This window comes from Lactobacillus taiwanensis (genome assembly GCF_017894345.1).
In the GTDB taxonomy this organism is placed as follows: Bacteria; Bacillota; Bacilli; order Lactobacillales; family Lactobacillaceae; genus Lactobacillus; species Lactobacillus taiwanensis.
Window position 1 is genome coordinate 870,857 of record NZ_CP059276.1, and the last position, 24,542, is coordinate 895,398.

Genomic DNA, 24,542 nt, shown 5'->3' on the forward strand with positions numbered 1-24,542 from the left:
CGGGATTAATCTTAAATCTGATCAATCCTGTTTTTTTATATTATTAGCGATGCTTCGGTGGCATCTTTAGTTTTCTCTGTTTAAACAGTTCCATTATTAATTGGAAGAGCCCATAGACAATCAATAAAATACCTAAAATAATAACTGTTTGTCGACTAAAATAATCTGGGTTTACAATTACAATAATTCCAGCGGCAAAAGCAATTAAACTTTCAATGGTATCAACGATATTTCTGAAAATACCATTTTTCTTATTTTTAACTATTACACTACGTAATCGTACATAAGCAAAGCCAATTAAAAAGATTCCTAAAACATAGTGAGCTAAGAAAGTAAGCAAACGATTGTTGGAAATAATCGCAATAGCTAAACCAAATACTATTAGATACGTAATAATGAAAAAGCGCTTAGGCTTAGCTTGCAAATTAGAATTAGCCGCTTCAACAATATGGTATCCGCTCCAGCCGACACAGAAGATAGCGACTAGTACACCAAAAGCGCGGTAAGCATAATCGGGAATCATTAGATCCACAATTCCCAGAATAATTAAAACCCATCCAATAATAGAATTAGGAGTTATAAAGAGTTTTTCTAAATGAGTTGCTTTAATGCTGTGCCAAATTGTTTCCCATAAGCTTCCTAGAACAAATTTAGTTCTTCTAGATGAATCGGTGAGTGAAAAAAGAATTGCTCCAAATCCTCCGAATCCATTTTTATTAAGTTCAGTAATTTTGGTTGCACCGCTGGCTGCAAAAGCATTAAATAAATCGTTAGTAAGAGCTTCTCGCTCTTGTAAATTTGCTTCACCTATCCATTGATTGATGATTTGATTATAGATTTTTGAAGTAGGATTTTGGTGCGTACGAGTGATAAAGTGAGAACCTGATACTTCCCAACTCATAGGATCGTGCTGTGCGAGCTTAGGCCGATCACTAACTAGTATGGTTGGAGCAATATTTTCTGGTTCAAAAAGTCTGCCTACAATACTAAATTCTGGAACATAACGTTTTAGTTTGTCGGTTACTCCATCAACCTGCGTACTTAGACCTGGGCTGTCAAAAGTATAGATGGTTTTAATTTGTTTTTTTAAATTATCAGGTAAATTAACAGCTGCATATTCGGCAAGATTCCCGCCTTTGGAATGGCCAGCTAAGCTGTAAACTTTCTTAGTTGTTTTTAAAATATTAGTTAGATACTTTAAGGCATATTCTTGTGCGCCTGTAGTCCTGAAACTAATTTCGAAGTCTTCTTTCCAGCCCACTAATGAGTCATCAGTTCCGCGAAAAGAAATAAAATTAGTGCCGTTATCAAGACTAATTTTAATGGCAGAAAATTGAATTCGATCAGTTAAAATATCTGTAAAATAAGAAAGTTTAGCATCCCTGAACCGAACTGAATCAGCCATTAGTTTCAGAAGATTCTGATATTTATAATGATCTAAGTTTGGATTAGATGAATTAAAATATTTCTTAGCTGCTTCTTTAAGTGATATTTCTTTATTAGAATCAGGAACAATATCGTCAAGATGAATATATGAAAATGTGGCCATCACTAGTGCATCTACTTCGTCAAATGGTCGTGCAGAAAGGGAAATATCGCCACGCCATTTTATATAAGACAAAATATTATTTGTATCCATATTTCATCCATCCTTTCTGCTTAATTATTTTTATTATAGAAATAAAAGTTGTATTTTTTGTTAACAAAATGTTAATAAAAAAGAAAACTCTCGTGTTCTTCTTAAGTCTAACACATGCTGAATAAAACGATGAATTAACTTTAGTGGCGCAACTTTTTAAGAATGAATTGAATTTATAAAATCATAGGTAAGTTTGTTGGCATTAATTCGATAAAGGAAACCAACGTCTATAGTAAAATCCCAATTTACTTTTTTAGAATAAATGGTTTACAGAGATCAGCAAGAGGTTGAGGAACTAAAAGAAGTTTATTATTCAATAATGTTTCATTAACTGTGGCCCGATTATAGATGGTATAGGTTTGAATATTGATATTTTTACAGTGATCTTGAAGATAATGCTCGATTTTAGGTGTTTTGCTGGAAAAACCATTAAAAGTGGAGAAGTTGCGACTTTTTTAAATAACAATTATTGTTATTGTGTTATTATAATTTCTCATAATTTGATTGGTTTCAGAAAAGAGATCCTGTATTTTCTTAGCTTGAATAAAAAATTTTACTAACTTCGGTTAAATCTACGCCGTGCGAGTTTCTCATAAAAAGAATACAGTCTGTTTTTTCTAATATGTTTATTTGTTGAGGAATAGCTGATTTTTAAATATATAATTTTCGGGCGGCTGCAGAAAAACTTCCCAATTCAGCCACTGTAATGAATGTATTTAATTCTTGAGTATACATGATTTTAAGCCCTTTCAGAGTTAAGTCTAGACTTAACTCTGTGTTTATACAATATAAAAAGTCAACTTTCAGAACTTTTCTATAATAAGGTAATAACCTTAAAAAGAACTTGTCGTAAAAATGAAAGTTAATCCTGAGACTTTAAATAGTGAGGTAGCTCGATATAATAAATTAGTTGAAAAAGGTAAAGATACGGATTTTTATAAGAAACCTAAATTTATGAGTATAAAAGTGCAAAATGAGCCATTTTATGCAATTAGAGCTAATTCAACAACTTTAGGAGCTTAGTTACCGAGAACTTTGAAGCTTTAACTAATAATAGAGATATTATTCCTAGGATTTATGTAATAGGGAACAATGCTTCGGACTTATTTGATTCTTTATATCCGACTATTGAAGGTTTGAGCAACGCATTTGCTTGGAATTCAGGAAGAATTGCTGGTGAGAAGGCAGGCTAGTGAATTTGTAAAAAATATTAATAATTAACCAAAAACAGACATAATTGTTTTAAATACAACAATCATGTCTGTTTACTTTATCGTTAATTAATTATTGAATTTCTTACTCCAAGCCCATGGATCTTCATGCCAGGTCTTTAAAATATTGTATTGTTCACTGGAAATGTGACCGGATTCATTCTCTTTTTTCAGTAATTCTGAATAAGAAAGAAGTGGAGCATATTTTACATTAGCTTTCTTGAAGTTTTCTTTAGCGTCTGGTAAGTAATATGTGAAAATTGAAGAAACACCAGCAACATGTCCACCGTCTTTTTCTGTGGCCTTAACTGCATTAAGGACTGATCCACCGGTAGTAATTAAGTCATCGATTAAAACGATTTTATCATTTTCTGAAAAACGTCCTTCAATTTGACGACCTTTTCCATGATCTTTGGGTTTTGGTCTAACGTAAATCATTGGTAGATGCAATTTTTCAGCAACTAAAGCAGCATGTGGAATTCCTGCAGTTGCAACACCGCCAATAATTGTTGCTTCAGGAAATTCTTTAGCAATTAAATTTGCTAAGTCACTAGCGATCATATCACGTAATTCGGGATAGGAAACAGTTAAGCGCAAATCGGTATAAATTGGTGAAAGCATACCGCTTGCGTATGTAAATGGCTTATCAGGTGAAATAGTAATAATTTTTTTTTGAATTAATTGGCTGATAATTTGATTTTTATGCATTCTAGTTGAACTCCTTCTTAATTGCTTCATATGCTGCTTTTGGATTAGTTGCTCGGGTAATGGGACGTCCTACAACAATGGCAGTTGAACCCCATTCTTTTGCTTGGGCTGGTGTAGCTACTCTAGATTGATCATCTTTGGCATTTCCTGCTGGGCGAATGCCAGGAGTTACATATAAAAAGTTGTCACCAACATTTTGACGCAAGCTCTTAACTTCTAGCGATGAACAAATCACTCCATCAGCGCCAGCCTTTTTAGCAGTTTCAGTTAGTCTTAAAACTTGCTGCTCCATTGATAGATTACAATTTTGTTCTTCGTGCAGAATTTCATCGGAAATTGAGGTTAATTCTGTAACAGCTAGTAACTTAGGGACATTTTTACCAATAGGAGTGCCAGCAATTAAACCTTCTTTTGCTGCTGTAATCATTTGACTGCCACCAAGAGCATGGACGGTAGTATAAGTAATTCCTAAATGAGCTAATGCTTTAGCGCCATTATAGACGGTATTTGGAATATCGTTCATTTTTAGGTCTAAAAAAATACGATAGCCTTGTTTAGATAGTTCTTTAACAATTGCAGGACCTTCATTGAAAAAAAGTTCCATTCCAATTTTAATGAAAACATTTTCTGGTTTACCTAACTTAGGTAAGAGTTCATTTAATTTCTTTTCATTGTCTAAATCTAAGGCAACGATAACTGGTCTTGTCATTTTTCCTCCATCAAAAAAGTCTATACCAAGCGCAGAGAGACACTAGGTATAGACTTTTCCAGATAATTTAAGCCAATATTTCTAACTTGCGGTCTCTCTGTACCGTTTAAAGTTTAATCAAAATGAAGTTTAGCATCTTCAGTAAAGAATTACAAATAAAATTTTTAACTTTGAAAAAAATAAAAAAGCGTGTACAATCAATTTTTGAAAAATAATTGAATGTCAGTGAGCATTCGTTTTGGAGGAAAATATGATTAATACGCATGTAAAATTACCCGGTTTAGATTTAAAAAATCCAGTTATGCCAGCAAGTGGCACTTTTGGTTTTGGAGATGTTCCAGCAGTCAAGAAGTTTGATTTAAATGATTTAGGAGCAATGGTTATTAAGACCGCGACTCCTCGTGCAACAGCTGGTAATCCTCAACCGCAAATAGCTGTTTTAGATACTGGAGTTTTAAACTCAGTTGGATTAACAAATCCTGGAGTTGATGCGGTAATTACTGATAAATTGATACCCTTGCGTAAGAAGTATCCTGACTTACCCATCGTGGCCAGTGTTGGTGGCGAGGATGAGGTAGGTTATGTTGAAGTAGCAAAAAAATTATCTGATTCTGGTTTAGTTGATGCTTTAGAAATTAATGTTTCTTGTCCTAACGTAAACCAAGGCGGAATGAGTTTTGGCGTTCATCCAGATGTCGTTGAATCGTTAACTACGAAAATTAAGGCAGTAACTAATGTTCCTATTTATGTGAAACTAACTCCAAATGTTACTGATATTACACAAATTGCTAAAGCCGCTGAAAAGGGTGGTGCAGATGGTTTATCTCTAATTAACACTCTTTTAGGAATGGATATTGATATTAAAACTAGAAAAACTGTTTTAGGTCACAACGTTGGCGGACTTTCTGGAGAAGCTGTTAAACCAATTGCGCTTAGAATGATTCACCAAGTCCGTCAAAGTACAAGTTTACCAATTATTGGGATGGGTGGAATTAATTCAGCCCAAGATGTAGTTAAATTTATGCTTGCTGGTGCTAATGCGGTTGCTGTTGGGACAGCTCATTTTAAAGACAGTATTGCATCAAAACATATTGCTGATGAATTGCCAAACGAGTTAGAAAAACTAGGTATTGAAGATATTAATGACCTTGTTAATCAAGTTGAATTTAATTAAATTGCTTGACAAAGAAGATAATTTACAGTAGTTTTAAAGCAATGAATGTCCTTTAAAATTAGTCCCGTGAGGCTAGCAAGGCAGGCTTAAATTAAGTATGACTTTACTATAAGCTCCTAGTCTCAAAAACACTAGGAGCTTTTTTCATGGGTGAAATCAGGAGGTTAAAAATGGCAAAGCAAATTTGGGATGCACTAGCAATGAAGCGTGCATTAACTCGAATTACTTATGAAATTATTGAGCAAAATAAGGGTACTGATAATCTTGTTTTAATTGGAATTAAGACAAGAGGAGTTTATTTAGCTAAGAGAATCCATGACCGAATTCAAAAATTAGAAAATGTTGATGTTCCAATCGATGAGCTAGATATTACTCTTTATCGTGATGATCGTCATGATGCTTCATTGAAACAAGATCCAGTAGTCAATTCTAACCAAATTGACGTTGATATTACCGATAAGAAAGTAATTTTAATTGACGATGTAATTTATACTGGTCGAACAATTAGAGCAGCGATGGATGCTTTGATGGATGATGGACGTCCTAGTTCAATTAAAGTTGCAGTTTTGGTAGATCGCGGTCACCGTGAATTACCAATTAGAGCTGACTTTGTTGGTAAGAATATCCCAACTGCAGCTAATGAACAAGTTGCTGTTAACATGATAGAAAAAGATGGTAAGGATTCGGTTGAACTGAAATCTCTATCAAAATAATTAAGAAATATTAATTTAATGGTCAACCATTTAATTGACTCCAGAGAGGGCCAGAAGGGTTGCTATATTTTTCGTATACAAGAATATGAAAAATAGGCCTGGAGCAATTAAATGCTTCAGGCCTTTTTGCTTTAGAAAGAATAAAAAATGGAAAATTTAAATCTTGTTAGTTTACCAAATTTTGTTAGTGTAGAAAATCTGAGTGTTGAAGAAGTTGAAGCTTTAATTAATCGAGCAGAATATTTTAAAAATGGTGGGGCTACACCTAATCTAACAGAGCCCATCTATATTACTAATATGTTCTTTGAGGATTCAAGTAGAACACATACTAGTTTTGAAATGGCTGAAAGAAAATTAGGTTTAACTGTAATTCCATTTGATCCTGCTCATTCTTCGGTTAATAAGGGAGAGACATTATATGATACATCCCTGATTATGGAAGCTGTGGGAGTGGATATTGAAGTGATTCGTCATTCACAAAATGAATACTATCAAAATTTAATTTATCCGCACTCCCATCAACATTTAGATATTGGAATAATTAATGCTGGGGATGGTAGTGGGCAACATCCAAGTCAGTGTTTGTTAGACATGATGACAATTCATGAACATTTTAAACAATTTAAGGGTCTAAAGGTAGCTATTGTTGGTGATATTACTAATTCCCGAGTTGCTAAAAGTAATATGGAATTACTCCACCGGTTAGGAACTGAAGTTTACTTTTCAGGACCTGAATATTGGTACTCGAAGGAATTTGATAAGTATGGAAAATATGAAGAACTAGATAAGCTGATTCCTGAGATGGATGTGATGATGCTCTTAAGAGTTCAACATGAAAGACACAGTGATGATCCTAATGAAAAGAATTTTGATGCAAAAGCATATCATGAAAAATACGGAATTAATAAGGGGCGCTATCAAGAATTAAAGCCCAATGCAATTATTATGCATCCCGGCCCAATTAACCACGATGTTGAATTAAGTGCAAATTTGGTGGAAAGTGACAAGTGTATGTTTACTCGTCAAATGCAAAATGGTGTATTTATGAGAATGGCAATGATTGAAGCAGTCTTACGAGGAAGAAAATTAGGAGGACTCAAGTAATGACTACTGTAATTAAAAACGGAACTGTGTATCAAAATGGCCACCTAATCAAAGCTGATATTTTAATCTATGGTCAAAAAATTAAGGCTATTGGAACTGGCCTAGAAGGGGAAGAAACAATTGATGCTAGCGGGATGATAGTTAGTCCAGGCTTAGTAGATGTTCATGTTCACTATCGTGATCCTGGTCAAACCTATAAAGAAGATATCAAAACTGGTAGCCAAGCGGCAGCACGTGGAGGTTTTACAACAGTTGGTGCCATGCCTAATGTCACTCCTGTTCCTAATACAGCTGAATTAATGGAGAAGATGGTTAGAGAAAATCAAAAAAAGGGATTAGTCCATATTCTCCAGTATGCCCCTATTACTAATGATGAAACAACTGATATTATTCCTGACTATGCGGCACTTAAGAAAGCAGGCGCATTTGCATTAAGTAATGACGGACATGGAGTTCAAAGTGCGCAGACAATGTATCTAGCCATGCAAAAGGCGAAAGAAAACAATTTAATTATTGCAGCACATGCCCAAGATGACTCACTTTTTAATAAAGGAATTGTTAATGAAGGAGTAGCAGCTGAAAAATTAGACTTACCACCAGTTACAGAACTTGCTGAGACTACGCAAATTGCTCGTGATCTCCTTTTAGCACAAAAAACAGGGGTTCATTACCATGTTTGTCATATTTCAACAAAAACCAGTGTAGAATTAGTTCGTTTAGCAAAAGCACTAGGGATTAAGGTAACGTGTGAGGTTGCACCACACCATATTTTATTGACAGATAGCGATATTCCAGAAGACGATCCTTACTTTAAGATGAATCCACCACTAAGAAGTAAAGAAGATCAAGCAGCTCTTTTAGTTGGGATGCTAGATGGAACAATTGATTTAATTGCTACTGATCATGCTCCCCATGCTAAAGCGGAAAAAGAAGGTAGTATGCGAGAAGCCGCTTTTGGAATTACGGGAAGTGAGACAGCATTTAGTACTCTTTATACTAAATTTGTAAAAGAAGAAAAAGTTTTCACGCTTGAACAATTGCTATCCCTTCTTACTGAGAAGCCAGCTGCAGTATTTGGCATAAAAAGCGCAGGTCTTCTTGCAGCTGGTGAGAATGCAGATATTGCGATTTTTGATATTGAGCATCAAAAAGAAATTAAAGAAGAAGAGTTTAAGTCTAAAGGAGTAAATACACCATTTACTGGTCATAAGGTATATGGCGAGACAGTGATGACGTTTGTTGATGGTAAAGTTGTATATCAAAGGGGAACAAAATGAAACGCTATTTAATTTTAGAAGATAGTAGTATTTATGAAGGCGAAGGTTTTGGCGCTGATTGTGAAAGTAGTGGTGAGGTTGTTTTTACAACAGGGATGACAGGCTATCAAGAAGCAATTACGGATCAAAGTTATGCCGATCAGATTTTGGTTTTTACTAATCCTTTAATTGGAAATTATGGAATTACTTTAGCAGATTATGAATCACTTGAGCCACAAATTAAGGGCGTTATTTGCCACCAAGTAGCACGTCACCCAGACAATTGGCGTATGCAAACAACCTTGCCAAAATTTTTAAAACAATTAAACATCCCTGGCTTGCAGGGAATTGATACCCGTGAATTGGTTAAGAAATTAAGAATTCACGGCACCCTAAAAGGAAGAATTACTGATTCAAAGGAAAATGCAGTAGGTATTGCTCAAGAATTAAAGCAAAGAAACATTACCCACGGTGTAATCAGCCGTGTTTCAACGAAGAACTCTTATCCAGTACCTGGCTCAAAAAGAAATATAGTTGTTGTTGACTTTGGTATTAAGCACAGTATTTTACGAGAATTAGCAGAGAGAGACTGTAACTGTATTGTCTTACCTTACACTGCAACAGCCGAAGAAATTTTAAATCTTAATCCAGATGGTGTGCTTTTATCAAATGGACCTGGAAATCCAGAAGAAATGCTTATGGCTGCAAAAATGGTCCAAGAAGTTGAAAAACATGTTCCGCTATTTGGAATTTGTATGGGCCATCAAGTCTTTGCACTCGCAAATGGGGCTAGTACCTACAAAATGAAGTTTGGACACCGTGGCTTTAATCATCCTGTAAGAGAAATTGCTACTGGCAATATTGGTTTTACTTCGCAGAATCACGGTTATGCGGTAGATCCTAAATCTATTAATAAAGAAAATTTGATGATTACTCATGTTGAAGTAAATGATGGTACAGTTGAAGGATTACGTCATAAAAAATATCCTGCCTTTTCAGTCCAATTTCACCCTGATGCAACCCCAGGACCTCATGATGAAGACTCATTGTTTGATGATTTTATGTCAATGATTGACCAAAGAAAGGAAGAAGAGCGTCATGCCTAAGAGAACAGATATTCATAAGATTATGGTAATTGGTTCTGGTCCAATTATTATTGGCCAAGCTGCAGAATTTGATTATTCAGGAACTCAGGCTTGCTTAGCTCTTCGCGAAGAAGGCTATGAAGTAGTATTAGTTAATTCAAACCCAGCTACGATCATGACTGACACTACTATTGCAGATAAGGTTTATATTGAACCCCTAACCGTAGAATCAATCTCAAGAATCATTAGACAAGAATATCCGGATGCAATTTTACCAACGCTTGGTGGTCAAGTTGGATTAAATATGGCTCTTTCATTAGCTAAAACAGGAATTTTAGATGAGTTAAATATTGAGTTATTAGGAACAAGACTTTCTTCGATTGAACAAGCAGAAGATAGAGAGAAGTTTAAAGAGTTATGTAAAGAATTGGGTGAGCCTGTTCCACCATCAACAACTGTTAATAATGTTGAAGAAGCTTTAGAGTTTGGCGATAGAATTGGCTATCCAATTATCGTTCGTCCAGCCTTTACTATGGGCGGAACTGGTGGTGGTATTTGTAATAATCATGAAGAGCTAGCAAAGATTGCCAAGAATGGATTAGAACTGTCACCTGTTACTGAATGTTTAATTGAAAAATCGATTGCAGGCTATAAAGAAATTGAATTTGAAGTAATGCGTGATCATGATGATAATGCAATGATTGTGTGTTGCATGGAGAATTTTGATCCAGTTGGAATTCACACTGGTGACTCAATTGTTTTTTCACCTAGTCAGACCTTGAGTGATAAAGAATACCAAATTCTTCGTGATTGCTCTTTACGTTTAATTAGAGCTCTTAAGATTGAAGGAGGCTGTAATGTTCAACTAGCCTTAGATCCTAATAGTTTTGATTATGATGTCATTGAGGTGAATCCACGAGTTTCACGATCAAGTGCATTGGCTTCAAAAGCAACCGGTTATCCTATTGCAAAAATGGCCGCAAAAATTGCAATTGGTATGACCTTAGATGAGATTAAAAATCCGGTAACTGGAACAACGTATGCTGAATTTGAACCAGCTTTAGATTATGTTGTCTGCAAAATTCCTCGCTGGCCATTTGATAAGTTTTCTAAGGCCGACCGCACTTTAAGTACCCAAATGAAGGCTACTGGTGAAGTAATGGCAATTGGTCGAACAGCTGAAGAGGCAATGCAGAAGGCGGTAAGGTCTCTTGAAATTGACGAAAAAGATCTCTATTCTGAAGCTGCTCATCATGCAAGTGATGAAGAGATAGAGCAAAAACTAGTTAAAGCGCAAGATGATCGACTCTTTTATTTAGCAGAAGCCTTTCGCAGAGGTTATAGTCTTGAAGATGTCCATGAATTAACCAAAATTAACTTTTATTTTTTAGATATTGTTAGTCACATGGTAGAGATGGAGAAAAATATCCAAGAAAATAAGGATAATCTTGAAACTTTACGTTTAGCTAAAAAATATGGTTTTAGTGATGCAACCATTGCTACTTTATGGAATGAAAGTATTGATCAGATTAGAGACATGCGCAAAAATAATGGGATCATTCCAGTCTACAAGATGGTTGATACGTGCGCAGCAGAGTTTGAATCAAAGACGCCATACTTTTACTCAACTTATGATGGTGAAAATGAATCACATAAGTCTGGTAAAAAATCAGTAATTGTTATTGGTTCTGGTCCAATTAGAATCGGGCAGGGTGTCGAGTTTGATTATGCAACTGTTCACTGCGTAAAAGCACTTCAAAAGATGGGCTATGAAGCAATTGTTATTAATTCAAACCCAGAAACTGTTTCAACGGACTTTTCAATTTCTGATAAATTATATTTTGAACCATTAACCTTAGAAGATGTATTGAATGTTTGTGATTTGGAAAAGCCCGAAGGTGTAATTGTTCAGTTTGGAGGACAAACTTCTATTAATTTAGCAGTTGGTTTAGAAAAACATGGAGTTAAAATTTTAGGAACGACAGTTAAAGATCTTAACCGTGCAGAAGATCGTGAATTATTTGACCAAATTATTAAAAAGCTACAACTTAACCAACCAAAAGGATTAACTGCTACAACACATGATGGCGTAATAAAGGCAGCCGAAGAATTAGGATATCCAGTCTTGGTTCGTCCAAGTTATGTGCTTGGCGGAAAGGCAATGGAAATTGTTTATAGCAAGAGGGAACTTGAGGAATATTTGCATGATCATGTAGATATTGCGGCTGATCACCCAATTTTAGTTGATGATTATTTAGATGGTCGTGAATGCGATGTTGATGCAATTTGCGATGGCAAAGATGTCCTTTTGCCAGGAATTATGGAGCATATTGAGCATGCTGGTGTTCACTCAGGTGACTCAATGGCTGTATATCCTCCACAAACATTTACTGATGACGTCAAAGAGAAAATTATGGATGTTACTCGAAAATTGGCACTTACTCTTAACTGTGTTGGAATTATGAATATTCAGTTTATTATAAGAAATGGCGAAGTTTATGTAATTGAAGTAAACCCTCGTGCAAGTAGAACAGTACCATTTTTGAGTAAAATAACTGGAATTGAAATGGCGCAAGTTGCAACTAAAGTAATTATGGGAGAAAGTCTAGCTCAGCAGGGCTATAGTGATGGACTTGCACCTGAACCAGAAATGATTAGTGTTAAGGCGCCAGTCTTTAGTTTTAGCAAGTTGGCTGATGTAGACTCATATCTTGGGCCAGAAATGAAGTCAACTGGTGAAGTAATGGGAAGCGATCATACTTTTGCTAAGGCTCTGTATAAGGCATTTGCCGGAGCTAAGATGCAACTACCTGAAAATGGAAATGTTTTGTTAACAATTGAAGACAAGGATAAAGAAAAGATTCTTCCAATCGCTAAGCGTTTTGCTAGAATTGGCTATCGAATTTTTGCAACAAAAGGGACAGCGGACTTCTTAAAGAATAATGAGTTACATGTTGATCTTGTAACTAAAGTTCATGAAAACGAAAACGCAGATGACAATATTTTAAATGAATTAAGAGAGGGAAGAATTGACTTAGTGATTAATACCATGGGTCATGATATTGAAAAGAATTCTGATGGTTTTATTATCAGACAAATGGCTATTCAACAGAATGTTCCATTACTAACAGCTCTTGATACAGCTGATGCACTCTTAACATCTCTTGAAAATAGATCATTTGCAACAGACGCTTTAAAATAGTAGAAATAATCCCTGATTGAGGAAAAGAGACAATGGTAAAAGAAATTTGGGATAAGCCTGCAATGCAACGAGCTATTGTGAGGATTACATATGAAATTATTGAGAGATACAAGGGAGTAGAGGATCTGGTTTTAGTTGGAATCAAAACTCGTGGGATTTATCTAGCACGTAGAATTGAGGACCGACTTGAAAAAATTGAGAAGAAGATTGTGCCAGTAGGTGAACTAGATATAACCTCTTATCGAGATGATCGTAGAGTTGATATTGATCAAGAAAAGATTTCAAACTTAGAACCAGAAAATTTAAATATTACTAATAAAGCGGTTAATGTTAAAGAAATCGATGGTATTGATAGTATCGAGCTAATTAAATTAAAGTAGAAAAAAACTGTATCATTCTGAAAAATCAGATGATACAGTTTTTTTGCTCTATTATTCTATTACTTTTGCGCCTAAGGAATTTTTAAAATGATCCAAGGCCCATTCCTGACCATGTTCAGTAAAGGTAGTAACACCTTTACTTGGAATAGTTAAATCATAGTTTAAATTATAGGCAGTCATAGCCGTATGAAGAACACAAATGTCTGTACATACCCCAGTTAGCCATAAATCGTTAATTTTACGTTCACGTAAGTAATTATCGAGATTAGTATTTTGGAAAGAAGAATAGCGATTTTTGTTAAATTTATATACTCGGTCACTAGACTTGTGAGCTTCATACCAATCTTTTAACTTACCGTATAACTCTTGTCCTGGTGTACCAACAATATTATGTGGTGGGAAGAGCTTATATTCCGGACTAAATGTATCACCGGTATGTCCATCAGTTGGAAAAATTACATAGTCTCCATTATCATAAAATTTATTTGCTAATTTGATTAAATAATCTTCCAAAGCTTGAGCCGGTTTTCCACAGGTAAGAGAACCATTATCTGCAATAAAGTCATTGGTGTAGTCAATAATTAATAGTGCTTTTTTCATATTTTGTCCTTAAAAATTAAAATTATCCCGAATTACGTAAACCAGAAGTTACACCATTAATGGTAATTGGTAAAATGCTTTCGTAAACGCCAGCAATATCGTCGACCCGATCACGTTTGATCATTTCAACTTGAATGTAGTTAAGAATGTTAAAGTATGGCATCCGGTAATTTAAGCTCATCTTTAGACTTGGATTATCAGCTAGTAATTCTTTGTTACCTTCAATTTGAAGAATTACTTCTTTAGTGAGTTTCCATTCTTGGTAAATAGTGTCAAAGACCTTCTTAGTATCTTCGTCCTCACATAAGTCCGCATATTGTTTAGCAATATCCATATTAGATTTTGATAAAACCATATCAACGTTAGAAAGTAGGGAGTGGAAGAATGGCCAGCCTTGATACATCTTTTGCAAAGTTTCTAAATTATGAGAATCTGCATCGATAAAGTGCTTAAAGGCAGATCCAACTCCATACCAACCTGGGAACATAATTCTACTTTGTGACCAGGAGAATACCCAAGGAATAGCTCTTAAACCAGAGAAGTCAGTGATTTTCTTTCTTGCAGCTGGACGAGAACCAATATTTAAGTTGGAAATTTGCTTAATTGGGGTAGCTTGCAAGAAGTAGTCAAGAAAGGCAGGCGTTCTAAAAACTAATTTACGGTAAACTTTATTGCTATCAAGTACAATCTTATCCATTGAATCACGGAATCCGCCAATGTCGTCTTCGCTTACGATTTGTTTAGAAACAATTCGATCAATTGTTGCTGAAGCAAGCATTTCTAAGTTGTAGTAGGCAGTGTCTTGATTACCATATTTATTTTGAATGATTTCGCCTTGTTCAGTCATTCGAATTCGGTCATTGATTGAGCCGAAAGGTTGGGCAGTAATAGCTTCATATGAAGGACCACCGCCTCGGCCAACAGTTCCACCACGTCCGTGCATGAAGGTAATGTTAACGCCTAGTTTTTTGCCCATTGCTGTTAAATCTTTTTGTGCCTTGTAAAGGTTCCAGCAGGAAGCTAAGTAGCCGCCATCTTTGTTAGAGTCGGAGTAGCCAAGCATGATTTCTTGGTAATTATTTTGAGAAGCAAGCCACTTTTTAACAATATCTAAGTTTAAAAACTCTTTCATGATTTCACGAGAGTTCTCTAAGTCTTCAACTGTTTCAAATAATGGAACTACTTGAATACGAGCTCCTTGATTATCTAAGAGATCGTATTCTTTGAGCATAATTGCTTGCTCTAAGAGATCAGATACACTTTCAGTATGAGAAATAATATGCTGCTTAATAACATCTTCACCAATACGATCTTTAAGTTGACGTGCAGTCTTGTAGATCTTCAATTCTTTTTGAAGTAATTCAGATTTAGGCTTATTATTAGCGTGCAAATTACGTGGATCATTATTTAGTTCGTTAAGTAAAACCCTAATCTTGTCTTTTTCTGGCAATTCACTATAATTGTCACAAATTCCAGCACTCTTGAGTAATTCGGCAACACATGCTTCATTTACACTAGAATCTTGACGCATGTCAATTGTTGCCAAATGGAAGCCAAAAATATCAATTGCTTCTAAAAGCTCAGTGAAGAAGCTTCTAATAACTGCTTGGTCATGGTCTTGTTCAAGTGATTCTTTAATCGTAATTAAATCTGCTTTAAAATCTTGAGGATCATTATAAACAGGGATCTTATTTAAATTCTCTAAGTCGCGCTTTTTAACGAAGCTATTCTTATCAGCTGTACCCAAAAGTTGATATTCAGTGTGAAGTAATCTACTTTCAATATAGTAGAAGGCACGGCGATAAGGTTCATTTGTTCTAAATGGTGAGTCATCATTTGAAAGCTCTGAAAGTCTTTCAACAGCCGGGGAAGTCTTCATGTAAGATGTGGACATTGAAATAGTACGGTAAAGTTTATTGAGCTTTTTAATATAATATTCAAAAATTACCTGGCTTTGTAAACTTGCACTTAATTTTAAGGTATCAGCTGTTACATAAGGATTACCGTCACGGTCACCGCCGATCCACATCCCCATAGTGATTGGAGTTGCACCTTTGAGATCTAAGTTATGTTTCTCAGATAATTCTTGATAGCGGGCAGTAAACTTAGTAATTGCAGGAATCAAAGCTTTGGGATAGTAGGCTAAAACATTGGTAATTTCGTTAGATACTTGTAGTTTGTGACTACGAATAATATCTGTCTGCATTAAAATTTCAATGTAAGCCCGGAGTTTTTCAGTCCATTCAGCTTGATTGATTGTTCCATTCTTAACTTCACGGTAGCTACGCAATAAGTTGTGGATTTGATCAGTTAGTTCAAGAACAGTCTTTCTTTGCACTTGAGTAGGGTGCGCGGTTAAAACTGGAACAACATTAACATGTTTCAGTATTTCACTAGCATTTTCTTTTTGAGCAACTAAGTCGATAGTATCTTCAAGCTTACCAAGATAATCCTGATCAGTATTATTGAGTAAGTTAACCTGGCTAGCTAATTCTACATCTTCAGAAATATTTACTAATAAAGGTAAAGTTGCAAAATAACGAGCAACAACAATCATTTCTTGATTTGTTAAGTTAGCAATTCGCTTTTCAAGGGTATCGTAATCTTTTTGAGCAGAAATTTTGATTAAGTCTTGAATTTTATTAAAAATTACATCCCCACTTAATTGACGCGTACTTTCGTTAAGTAGGTTGGTCAAAATTTTAACTTCTTCAGCAACCATTGCATGATCACTGCTATTTTCTAACTTCTTGATGGACATTAAAATGATTCCTCCTTTTTTGTGAAAGATTTAACATAAGGATATCACAGATTTTTATGTTTGAATATTAGTTTGAAACATAATTTTTTTGAGCTTTTTCAAACATTGTTAAAATCTTTCTAGCTGAGTTTTCAATCGAAAGAGATTTGGCATAGTTTTGATAGTTCGCACTCATTGTCTTTAAGCCTTGAGGATGAGTAATCCAGTAATCAATTCTCTTTGCTAAAATTTGGCTATTGCCAGCTGGAAAACGATTTTTTGGACTTAAAGCATAAGCGCTAGTTGAAGAAAGCGGACTTTCCGCAATTACTGGTACACAACCAGTAGCGAAAGCTTCCATGCAAGCCATCCCTTCAACTTCGACATTTGCACAATGAACAACAATACTTGATTGATTCATTGTATGTTTTAGTTCATCTCTATTATAAAAAGCAAGATGAGCGTTGACGTTTAGTTTATGACAGAGGTCGATATATTCAGACTTGAGTGGACCTTTACCGGCTAAAATAAGATGAATTTTATCTTTATATTTACTAAGTGAAATAGCTTTAATTAGAGTCTTTTGATCTTTTTCATTAGAAAAACGCCCAACTGAAAGAATCGTAAAGGAATTCGACTTAAGATTTCTTTGATTATCCTCTAAGTAATAATTGCTAATTCCGTTTGAAATAACAACTAACTTAGACCTAAAACTATATTTTTGTAGCCTTTGTTTAACCTTGGTGGTTGGACATTGTAAATAATTGCAGTAGTTAAAAGTTGTATCACGAAAAATCTTCATGAAAGTAGAATTGATACTATGATGATCTAAGATAGGTACAGAGGCGGTTAAGTTCTCGGGATAAAGATGAAAAGTTCCAGTAATTGGCTTTTTCAGCTCTTTAGCAATTTTGCCTGCGTATGAGCAGACAGGAAAGGGATCTTCCAAGTGAACTAAATCTGCCCATTTAACAGCTTTTTTAATTATTGCTTTTTCCGGTTTTGCAAAATGAAATCCTTCTTTAGCAATTATGTCTTTAAAGATCGGAATAGTCATTACTGAAAGGGGGTAGTCTGGTTCTCCACCAGCAATAGAGGCAAGCACACGTACGTCTTGTCCCATTTTTGAAAATTGTTTAACAAAGCGTTGAGTAGAAATTGACATACCGTTACTTTTATTGAAATAATCATCGATGACAATTAAAATTTTCATGGTTATCACACTCTCTAGTTACTAGAATTATTTTAACAAGTAAGGGAACTGAAGTGAAAGAAATACATAAATATTAAGAGTTAAAACAGGAATTAATAAGACAAAGTGATCCAGAGATAGCTAAGCAAATGGAAAGCTATATAAGAAATAAGTTTAAGTTTTATGGCTTAAAAACACCAGAACGCAGGCAAAGTTATCATGATTTCATTAAACGAGAAAAGAATAATAAAAAGATTGATTGGGACTTGCTTAATCAAGCATGGAAAGATGAACATCGTGAAGCTCAATATTTTGTTTGTGATTATTTAATTGCACTTGAAAAATATCTTACTTTTGAATACATTGACCATATTTTTTATTATGTAAAATCTAAGTAATGGTGGGATACAATTGATAGTTTAATTAAACCGATTGGAAAACTTGGTTTAAGAGATGATCGGATAGACAATTTAATACGGTTAGAAGGATAGCGATCGAGCATCAACTTTTGCGTAAAGATAAAATGAATGTTGAATTATTAGATAAGATTTTAAAAAATAATTTAGGCAGTTCAGAATTTTTTATCAATAAGGTAATTAGTTGGGCATTACGTGATTATTCCAAAATAAATCCAAACTGGGTTCGAGACTTTATTGAAGCTCATCATACTGAAATGGCAACTCTTTCGATTAAAGAGGGAAGTAAATATTTACAGAAAAACTACTTTGCGTGTTCAAAGTGGTTTTTTAGTATATAAGTACTTTTTGTACATATAATTAGTCAATTTTTCATACAATATAGTTATAGGAAATACTAGAAATAGGGGATGAATAAATTGGCTTTTATTGAATTGAGAAATTGCTAAAAAATATGGAACAGGTGCAACTAAGGTCTGGGCAAATAAAAACCTTAGCTTCGATATTGAGCAGGGTGAATTAGTAATTATCTTAGGTTCATCTGGAGCAGATAAGCCTACTTTATTGAATATTTTAGGAGGGATGGAAAGTACAACAGATGGGAAAGTCGTTGTTAATGGCAATAATATTGCTACATCTTCTGCCAAGAAATTAACCAAATATCGGAGAAACGAAATTGGTTTTGTTTTTCAATTCTATAACTTGGTACCCAACCTAACAGCTAAAGAAAATGTGGAGCTGGCAAATGAGCTTGTAGCTAATCCGCTTGATGCGGAAGTTGTCTTAAAAGAAGTTGGGCTTGAAAACCGGATCAATAACTTCCCACTAAAATTGAAAATGACTTTTGGAATTATTCAAAGCAGTTTGAGATGCCAAATCGGAATAATTGATTTAAAAGATTGAATTGATAACTTCTTTATTTAGCTCGTATGATGTAAGAAAAGACTATATAAATAGGAGAATTTAATATGACTGATTTACCTAAAGATCCTTGGGATTTAAGAAAAGTATTGCGTGAGATTAAAGATAATCCAGCAGATTATCATGAAACAGATATTGAAATTGATCCAGATGCAGAAATCTCTGGAGTTTATCGCTACATTGGAGCAGGTGGTACTGTCGAAAGACCGACTAAAGAAGGTCCAGCGATGATGTTTAATAATTTAAAGGGCTTCCCTAATACTCGAGTATTAATTGGATTGATGGCAAGCCGAAAGCGTGATGGTCGAATTTTACATCATGACTATAAGACACTGGGGCGTTTTTTAAAAGATGCAGTTGAAAACCCAGTTCATCCGATTAAAGTTGATAAAAAAGATGCTCCTGCTCAAGAAGTTGTTCATTTAGCTAGTGATCCTGATTTTGATATTAGAAAATTAGTTCCAGCTCCAACTAATACCGAATACGATGCTGGTCCATACATTACTTGTGGTTTAGTTAAGGGATCTAATCCTGATAAGACGATGACTGATGTGACTATTCACCGGATGGTATTAGAAGATAAAGATACACTTGGAATGTATATAATGCCAGGCGGTCGTCATATCGGACATTTTCAAAAAGAATTTGAAAAATTGAATAAGCCTATGCCAATTACAATTAGCATTGGTCTTGATCCAGCAGTTACAATTGGAGCAACTTTTGAACCACCTACAACTCCATTAGGTTATGATGAGTTAGACGTTGCTGGAGCTTTAAGACAAGAACCAGTTCAATTAGTTGATGGTGTTTCAGTTGATGAATCAGCTTTAGCTAGAAGTGAATATGTTCTTGAAGGCTACATTATGCCTAATGAAACAATCAAGGAAGATATTAATACTGATTCTGGTTTTGCGATGCCAGAATTTCCTGGCTATAATGGTCCAGCTAATCCTGCTGTAAATGTAGTAAAAATTACTGCAGTTACTCATCGAAAAGATAATCCAATCATGCAATCTGTTATTGGACCTAGTGAAGAACATGTTTCAATGGCTGGTATTCCGACAGAAGCTTCAATTTTAGAATTAGTTGATAAGGCTATTCCCGGTAAAGTCGTGAATGTTTATAATCCTCCAGCAGGTGGTGGTAAGTTAATGACTATTATGCAAATTTATAAGGATAATCCAGCAGATGAAGGAATTCAAAGACAAGCTGCAATTTTGGCCTTTGGTGCATTTAAGGAATTGAAGACAGTTTGGTTAGTTGATGAAGACGTTGATATCTTTGATATGAATGATGTGGTTTGGACTATGAATACACGCTTTCAAGCAGATCAAGATTTTGTCTGCATTCCAGGCATGCGTAATCATCCGCTTGATCCAAGTGAGCGTCCACAATATGATCCAAAATCAATTCGTGTTAAGGGAATGAGTTCAAAGACTATTGTTGATGGAACAGTACCGTTTGATATGAAGGATCAATTTATCCGTGCCAAGTTTAAAGAAATCCCTGATTGGGAAAAGTATTTGAAATAGGGTTGATTAGTTTTGAAAAAGATAATAGTTGGAATTTCAGGTGCTTCAGGTAGTATTTACGGGATTGATTTACTAGAAAAATTAAGTAAGGTAACTAACATTGAAACGCATTTAGTAATGAGTAATTGGGCCAAAGAAAATATTAAACTTGAAACTGATTATTCTGTAGCTGAAGTAGAAAATTTAGCAGATTTTGTATATGACAATCAAAATTTAGGTGCTGCAATTGCTAGTGGATCTTTTAGAGTTGACGGAATGGTTATTGCACCAGCTAGTATGAAGACTGTAGCTGGAATTAGCATTGGTTTTGATGAAGATTTAATTATGCGTGCTGCAAGTGTCATGCTTAAGGAGCAGCGTAAATTAATTTTAGTTCCAAGAGAAACGCCGCTATCCCCAATTCATCTGGAAAATCTTACTAAGCTAGCTAAATTGGGCGTTCACATTATTCCACCAATTCCTTCTTTTTATGATCATCCAAAAACTATTCAAGACATCATTGATCATCAGACGATGAAAGTTTTGGATAGTTTAGATATTAAAGCTGATTTTGCCAAACGTTGGGATGGTGAATAGACTTGAAAAAGACGCTTACAGTCGCTAAGAGTTTTCAGCTAAAGGCAGATTGCTTATTGAACAATCAAGATTTATTAGTAAATTTGACTGGTGGCAATATTCCTCATATTGGTGGAGTCGTTACCTTTGATCAAAAAACGAAAGAAGAGACCGTGGTTAAATTTGCTTCTCATGATGGTAGATTACATAAAGATATCTTTTTAGCTCAACGTTTAGCTGAAAAGATTGAGAAGAAATTGCCAGGTAACTTAGTAATTAACGCAGGAGTTCATATTGATGGAATTTCTAAAGAACAAATTGATGACTCTTTTGTAATGACTGATGAGATTGCCAAAAAAATTTTAGTTTGGGTACAAGAAGAAACTGCTAATTTTAAAGATCCTACATATACTACCCACCTTAAACGAGATGTTAGTGGTAAGTTAATTTAATAAATGAGTTATAAACAAATAAACGGTAGCAAGATTCTTTCTTGTTACTTTTTTGATTTAAAACTCTTAGAAGCAAGAAAATAAAAATTAGCTTAATATCTTTAATAATGATATCATTTACCTAATTAAAGAAATGGGGTAAATAATTATGAGAAGATACTTCAGCGTTCGCGGTGGTGCAGGTGATTTAACTAAGCCAGATGTTAATACAAGACCGCAAGATAATTTATATTTAGCAGTTAATTCAGAATGGCTTTCAAAAGCAAAAATTCCAGCAGATAGAACTTCAACTGGAATCAATTTGATCCTAGACATGCGAATTGAAAACAAGCTTATGAAGGACTTTGAAGATCTTGCTAGTGGCAAAAAGTCTCTTCCTGATGTAACAAACTTTGATAAAGCGATCAATTATTACAAGTTGGCAGCTGATTTTGATAAGAGAAATAAGGATCAAGCTGAGCCTATTAAGAAAGATCTAAACAGACTAACTTCTTTGAAAGATTTTGAAGAATTTAATCAAAAAGCAGCTCAATTAATATCAAGCGGTTACGAATTACCATTTGATATCTACGTATCTGAGGATATGAAAGATACAGATCATAATGCCTTATATGCAACTGGTCCACAGCTTTTCTTGCCAGATACTACCGCTTATCAAAGCTCTGATGCTGAAAAGTTACTTTCTGTCTTAGAAAAACAAACTATAAACTTGCTTACTATGGCTGGAATAAGTGAAGAACAAGCTAAAACTTGGGCTAAGAATGGTATTGAATTTGATAAAAAACTTTCTAGGATTTTGAAGTCAACAGAAGAATGGGCTGATGAAGTGGCGATTTATAATCCAGCTAGCTTGCCTGACTTTGAAGCAAAATTTGATAAGTTTGACATCAATTCATTCTTAAAGCAAATTTTACCTGAAATGCCAGAAAAGGTAATTGTTGCAGAACCACGTTACTTTAATCATATTAATGATTTCTTGAGTGAGAGCGAATTTGATGAATTTAAGAGCTGGATGATTATTAAATTTATAAATAAAAGTGCAACCTACTTATCTCAAGATTTTAGAGAAGCTGCCTTTCCGTTTAGACAAGCAGTTTATGGTGTCCCAGAATTACCATCTCAAGATAAGCATGCATATCGGCTAGCTAATGCGGCTTTTGATGAAGTAATTGGTATTTACTATGGTAAGACCTATCTCGGTGAAGAAGCCAAGGCTGACGTAATTAGTATGATTAAAAAGATGCTTAAAGTTTATGAACAAAGAATTCAAAATAATTCTTGGCTTTCAGAAGATACTAAGAAACAAGCTATTATCAAATTAAAAGCTTTAAAGTTAAAGGTTGGCTATCCTGAAAAGAACAGAGCTCTATTTGATAATCTAGTTGTCGATCCAAATAAGAGTTTATATGAAAACCATGTTTTGATTAATCAAGAAAGAATTAAAGATATTCTTCAAAGATTAAACAAAAAGCCTGATAAAAGTATTTGGGAAATGCCAGGCAACTTGAACAACGCTTGCTACGATCCTTATAAGAATGACTTAACCTTCCCAGCAGGAATCTTGCAAGCTCCATTTTATGATGCAAAACAATCTCGGGCAGCTAACTATGGTGGAATTGGTGCAACAATTGGTCATGAAGTTTCTCATGCTTTTGACAATAACGGTGCTCAATTCGATGAAAAAGGTAACATGAAAAATTGGTGGACGAAGAAAGACTTTGCGGAATTTAACAAGCGTACTAAGGCAGTTGCTAATATCTTCGATGGCTTACAATATGGTCCAGTTAAGTTGAATGGTAAGCAGGTTGTTTCTGAAAATATTGCTGACTTAAGTGGACTTTCTTGTGCAATTGCTGCTAATAAGGCAGAAGGCGGAGAGATGAAAGATCTCTTTGAAACTTATGCTAAGAGCTGGATGCAGAAGCAACGTCTGGAATCAATTAAGGCTGAGGTACAATCCGATGTACATGCACCGCAACCAACTAGAGTTAATATTCCAGCACAGAATCAAGATGAATTTTATGCAGCTTATAATGTAACTCCAGAAGATGGTATGTGGCTTGATCCAGAAGACAGAATTACTATTTGGTAATAAGAGACCTAATGAAAAGAGCGATGAAGTGAATCATCGTTCTTTTTTGATACTATAGTTTAATTAAAAAATGTTTGATAAATAGTTCGAATTACTTCTTCAGCATCTTGTCTTTTAGTTCCAATCATGATCGAAATCTGGAATGCACCTTGGTTAATCATTTGAATTGAAATGTTCTTTTGACCTAGTGGGTAAAGAATGCTTGCACAAAGAGTTAGCTTATCCCGCATTCCTTCACCAACTACCATTGTAATGGCATAATCAGCAATCCACTGCATTTGATCTGGATTAGAAACTATTGCTGGATTAGCTGAAAAGATAGCATCTACATCGATAAAATTTTCGTACAATTCGGCATTGAAGTCTCGTGCTAAAATCGCCCCTGTAATATCTGATCTACCACGCAAAAAAGTAGCCACGTTTCCAGATGGAGCAATTTCATAAAAGCTAGGAAAGATAATTTTTTCATCCGGATCAAGTTGAAGATTGTGCAGGTTAATGTAGGTTTCAGGATTAACAATGGCATCGTTTGGACTACCAGTAACAATTAATCCAGCTTGTCTTGGCGTAAGAAGTCGTACTTTAAGACCCTGTTTTTTCATAATCATCGCGTTAAAAGCTTAGCATTAAGAAATTCTCTATAAGCTTTAAAAGTTGCCATCAAATAATCATGATTAAGAAAATTATAACTTGGAATTTCCTTAATTAAAGCTCTGATTTCATTAAGCCCTTGCATACTTAAGCTGAAATATTCTCCAATTTTAGCACAACGGCTGTAGATTTGTTCTTGAATTTCTTCACAGTTTTGTTTGCGAAGGGCAAAGTTTGCATATTTTATGAGGAGATCAGTAACTTTAGTAC

General features: G+C 34.8%; 17 protein-coding genes and 4 pseudogenes. 14 read left to right on the forward strand and 7 right to left on the reverse strand.

From position 1 onward, the window contains the following. Window positions 1–43: 43 nt before the first annotated feature. Entirely contained in the window at window positions 44–1,639 is a 1,596-nt protein-coding gene (locus H1A07_RS04155; protein WP_210145422.1) for an Mbeg1-like protein, read from the reverse strand. An 855-nt stretch (window positions 1,640–2,494) separates the two neighbouring features. Here H1A07_RS04155 and H1A07_RS10470 point away from each other — a divergent pair. Next, window positions 2,495–2,662 carry a hypothetical protein gene (locus H1A07_RS10470; RefSeq protein WP_210145423.1) on the forward strand — a complete coding sequence of 56 codons (168 nt, stop codon included), beginning with the start codon at window positions 2,495–2,497 and terminating at the stop codon, window positions 2,660–2,662. A 257-nt stretch (window positions 2,663–2,919) separates the two neighbouring features. On the opposite strand, the gene pyrE is transcribed toward H1A07_RS10470, so the two are convergent. Together pyrE and pyrF are read right to left on the reverse strand one after the other, a co-directional pair. Further along, window positions 2,920–3,558: an orotate phosphoribosyltransferase gene (gene pyrE, locus H1A07_RS04165; protein ID WP_210145424.1), complete on the reverse strand. Its 639-nt coding sequence runs from the start codon at window positions 3,556–3,558 to the stop codon at window positions 2,920–2,922. Window position 3,559: 1 nt separating this feature from the next. Beyond that, window positions 3,560–4,267: an orotidine-5'-phosphate decarboxylase gene (pyrF, locus tag H1A07_RS04170; RefSeq protein WP_210145425.1), complete on the reverse strand. Its 708-nt coding sequence runs from the start codon at window positions 4,265–4,267 to the stop codon at window positions 3,560–3,562. A 250-nt stretch (window positions 4,268–4,517) separates the two neighbouring features. On the opposite strand from pyrF, the gene H1A07_RS04175 reads away from it, so the two are divergent. The 7 genes and pseudogenes from H1A07_RS04175 to H1A07_RS04205 all read left to right on the forward strand — a co-directional run. Further along, entirely contained in the window at window positions 4,518–5,441 is a 924-nt protein-coding gene (locus tag H1A07_RS04175) for a dihydroorotate dehydrogenase (protein WP_210145426.1), read from the forward strand. Between the two features lie 170 nt (window positions 5,442–5,611). Beyond that, window positions 5,612–6,154 carry a bifunctional pyr operon transcriptional regulator/uracil phosphoribosyltransferase PyrR gene (gene pyrR, locus H1A07_RS04180; RefSeq protein ID WP_210145427.1) on the forward strand — a complete coding sequence of 181 codons (543 nt, stop codon included), beginning with the start codon at window positions 5,612–5,614 and terminating at the stop codon, window positions 6,152–6,154. Between the two features lie 147 nt (window positions 6,155–6,301). After that, window positions 6,302–7,258: an aspartate carbamoyltransferase catalytic subunit gene (locus H1A07_RS04185; protein ID WP_210145428.1), complete on the forward strand. Its 957-nt coding sequence runs from the start codon at window positions 6,302–6,304 to the stop codon at window positions 7,256–7,258. Further along, window positions 7,258–8,535 carry a dihydroorotase gene (locus H1A07_RS04190; RefSeq protein ID WP_210145429.1) on the forward strand — a complete coding sequence of 426 codons (1,278 nt, stop codon included), beginning with the start codon at window positions 7,258–7,260 and terminating at the stop codon, window positions 8,533–8,535. The genes H1A07_RS04185 and H1A07_RS04190 overlap by 1 nt, the downstream gene beginning before the upstream one ends. Beyond that, complete coding sequence (locus tag H1A07_RS04195; RefSeq protein WP_210145430.1) at window positions 8,532–9,620, forward strand: carbamoyl phosphate synthase small subunit; 1,089 nt, start codon at window positions 8,532–8,534, stop codon at window positions 9,618–9,620. The genes H1A07_RS04190 and H1A07_RS04195 overlap by 4 nt, the downstream gene beginning before the upstream one ends. Next, window positions 9,613–12,801, forward strand: coding sequence for a carbamoyl-phosphate synthase large subunit (carB, locus tag H1A07_RS04200; RefSeq protein WP_210145431.1), 3,189 nt, complete (start codon window positions 9,613–9,615; stop codon window positions 12,799–12,801). Before H1A07_RS04195 ends, carB begins: the two co-directional genes overlap by 8 nt. A gap of 32 nt (window positions 12,802–12,833) precedes the next feature. Further along, window positions 12,834–13,127: pseudogene (locus tag H1A07_RS04205) on the forward strand (phosphoribosyltransferase family protein); the annotation flags it as partial. Between the two features lie 105 nt (window positions 13,128–13,232). Here H1A07_RS04205 and H1A07_RS04210 read toward each other — a convergent pair. The 3 genes from H1A07_RS04210 to H1A07_RS04220 form a co-directional block, all read right to left on the reverse strand. Continuing rightward, window positions 13,233–13,781, reverse strand: a complete 549-nt coding sequence (locus tag H1A07_RS04210; RefSeq protein ID WP_210145433.1) for a cysteine hydrolase family protein — start codon at window positions 13,779–13,781, stop codon at window positions 13,233–13,235. Window positions 13,782–13,803: 22 nt separating this feature from the next. Continuing rightward, a complete protein-coding gene (gene ppc / locus H1A07_RS04215) occupies window positions 13,804–16,542 on the reverse strand; it encodes a phosphoenolpyruvate carboxylase (protein ID WP_210145434.1) in 2,739 nt (912 codons plus the stop codon). A gap of 67 nt (window positions 16,543–16,609) precedes the next feature. Continuing rightward, complete coding sequence (locus H1A07_RS04220; protein WP_210145435.1) at window positions 16,610–17,734, reverse strand: glycosyltransferase; 1,125 nt, start codon at window positions 17,732–17,734, stop codon at window positions 16,610–16,612. Window positions 17,735–17,862: 128 nt separating this feature from the next. Between H1A07_RS04220 and H1A07_RS04225 the strand changes: the two are divergent. From H1A07_RS04225 to H1A07_RS04250, 6 genes and pseudogenes are all read left to right on the forward strand, one after another. Then, window positions 17,863–18,470, forward strand: a pseudogene (locus tag H1A07_RS04225) (DNA alkylation repair protein). Window positions 18,471–18,548: 78 nt separating this feature from the next. Beyond that, window positions 18,549–18,963 (forward strand): annotated as a pseudogene (locus tag H1A07_RS04230) (ABC transporter ATP-binding protein); the annotation flags it as partial. A gap of 134 nt (window positions 18,964–19,097) precedes the next feature. After that, window positions 19,098–20,582, forward strand: a complete 1,485-nt coding sequence (locus H1A07_RS04235) for a UbiD family decarboxylase (RefSeq protein ID WP_210145436.1) — start codon at window positions 19,098–19,100, stop codon at window positions 20,580–20,582. Between the two features lie 12 nt (window positions 20,583–20,594). After that, on the forward strand, window positions 20,595–21,158 hold the full coding sequence (locus tag H1A07_RS04240) for a UbiX family flavin prenyltransferase (RefSeq protein ID WP_210145437.1): 564 nt from the start codon (window positions 20,595–20,597) through the stop codon (window positions 21,156–21,158). 2 nt (window positions 21,159–21,160) lie between these two features. Further along, a complete protein-coding gene (lpdD, locus tag H1A07_RS04245; protein ID WP_057719143.1) occupies window positions 21,161–21,589 on the forward strand; it encodes a prenylated flavin chaperone LpdD in 429 nt (142 codons plus the stop codon). Window positions 21,590–21,737: 148 nt separating this feature from the next. Further along, complete coding sequence (locus H1A07_RS04250) at window positions 21,738–23,681, forward strand: M13 family metallopeptidase (protein WP_210145438.1); 1,944 nt, start codon at window positions 21,738–21,740, stop codon at window positions 23,679–23,681. A 59-nt stretch (window positions 23,682–23,740) separates the two neighbouring features. Here the strand turns inward: H1A07_RS04250 and H1A07_RS04255 are convergent. Next, window positions 23,741–24,540, reverse strand: a pseudogene (locus tag H1A07_RS04255) (ACT domain-containing protein); the annotation flags it as partial. Between the last annotated feature and the right edge of the window lie 2 nt (window positions 24,541–24,542).

Coding starts and splice junctions, on each gene's coding strand:
- H1A07_RS04155 (WP_210145422.1), bottom strand. CDS start 1,639: ATGGATACAAATAATATTTTGTCTTATATAAAATGGCGTGGCGATATT.
- H1A07_RS10470 (WP_210145423.1), top strand. CDS start 2,495: ATGAAAGTTAATCCTGAGACTTTAAATAGTGAGGTAGCTCGATATAAT.
- pyrE (WP_210145424.1), bottom strand. CDS start 3,558: ATGCATAAAAATCAAATTATCAGCCAATTAATTCAAAAAAAAATTATT.
- pyrF (WP_210145425.1), bottom strand. CDS start 4,267: ATGACAAGACCAGTTATCGTTGCCTTAGATTTAGACAATGAAAAGAAA.
- H1A07_RS04175 (WP_210145426.1), top strand. CDS start 4,518: ATGATTAATACGCATGTAAAATTACCCGGTTTAGATTTAAAAAATCCA.
- pyrR (WP_210145427.1), top strand. CDS start 5,612: ATGGCAAAGCAAATTTGGGATGCACTAGCAATGAAGCGTGCATTAACT.
- H1A07_RS04185 (WP_210145428.1), top strand. CDS start 6,302: ATGGAAAATTTAAATCTTGTTAGTTTACCAAATTTTGTTAGTGTAGAA.
- H1A07_RS04190 (WP_210145429.1), top strand. CDS start 7,258: ATGACTACTGTAATTAAAAACGGAACTGTGTATCAAAATGGCCACCTA.
- H1A07_RS04195 (WP_210145430.1), top strand. CDS start 8,532: ATGAAACGCTATTTAATTTTAGAAGATAGTAGTATTTATGAAGGCGAA.
- carB (WP_210145431.1), top strand. CDS start 9,613: ATGCCTAAGAGAACAGATATTCATAAGATTATGGTAATTGGTTCTGGT.
- H1A07_RS04210 (WP_210145433.1), bottom strand. CDS start 13,781: ATGAAAAAAGCACTATTAATTATTGACTACACCAATGACTTTATTGCA.
- ppc (WP_210145434.1), bottom strand. CDS start 16,542: ATGTCCATCAAGAAGTTAGAAAATAGCAGTGATCATGCAATGGTTGCT.
- H1A07_RS04220 (WP_210145435.1), bottom strand. CDS start 17,734: ATGAAAATTTTAATTGTCATCGATGATTATTTCAATAAAAGTAACGGT.
- H1A07_RS04235 (WP_210145436.1), top strand. CDS start 19,098: ATGACTGATTTACCTAAAGATCCTTGGGATTTAAGAAAAGTATTGCGT.
- H1A07_RS04250 (WP_210145438.1), top strand. CDS start 21,738: ATGAGAAGATACTTCAGCGTTCGCGGTGGTGCAGGTGATTTAACTAAG.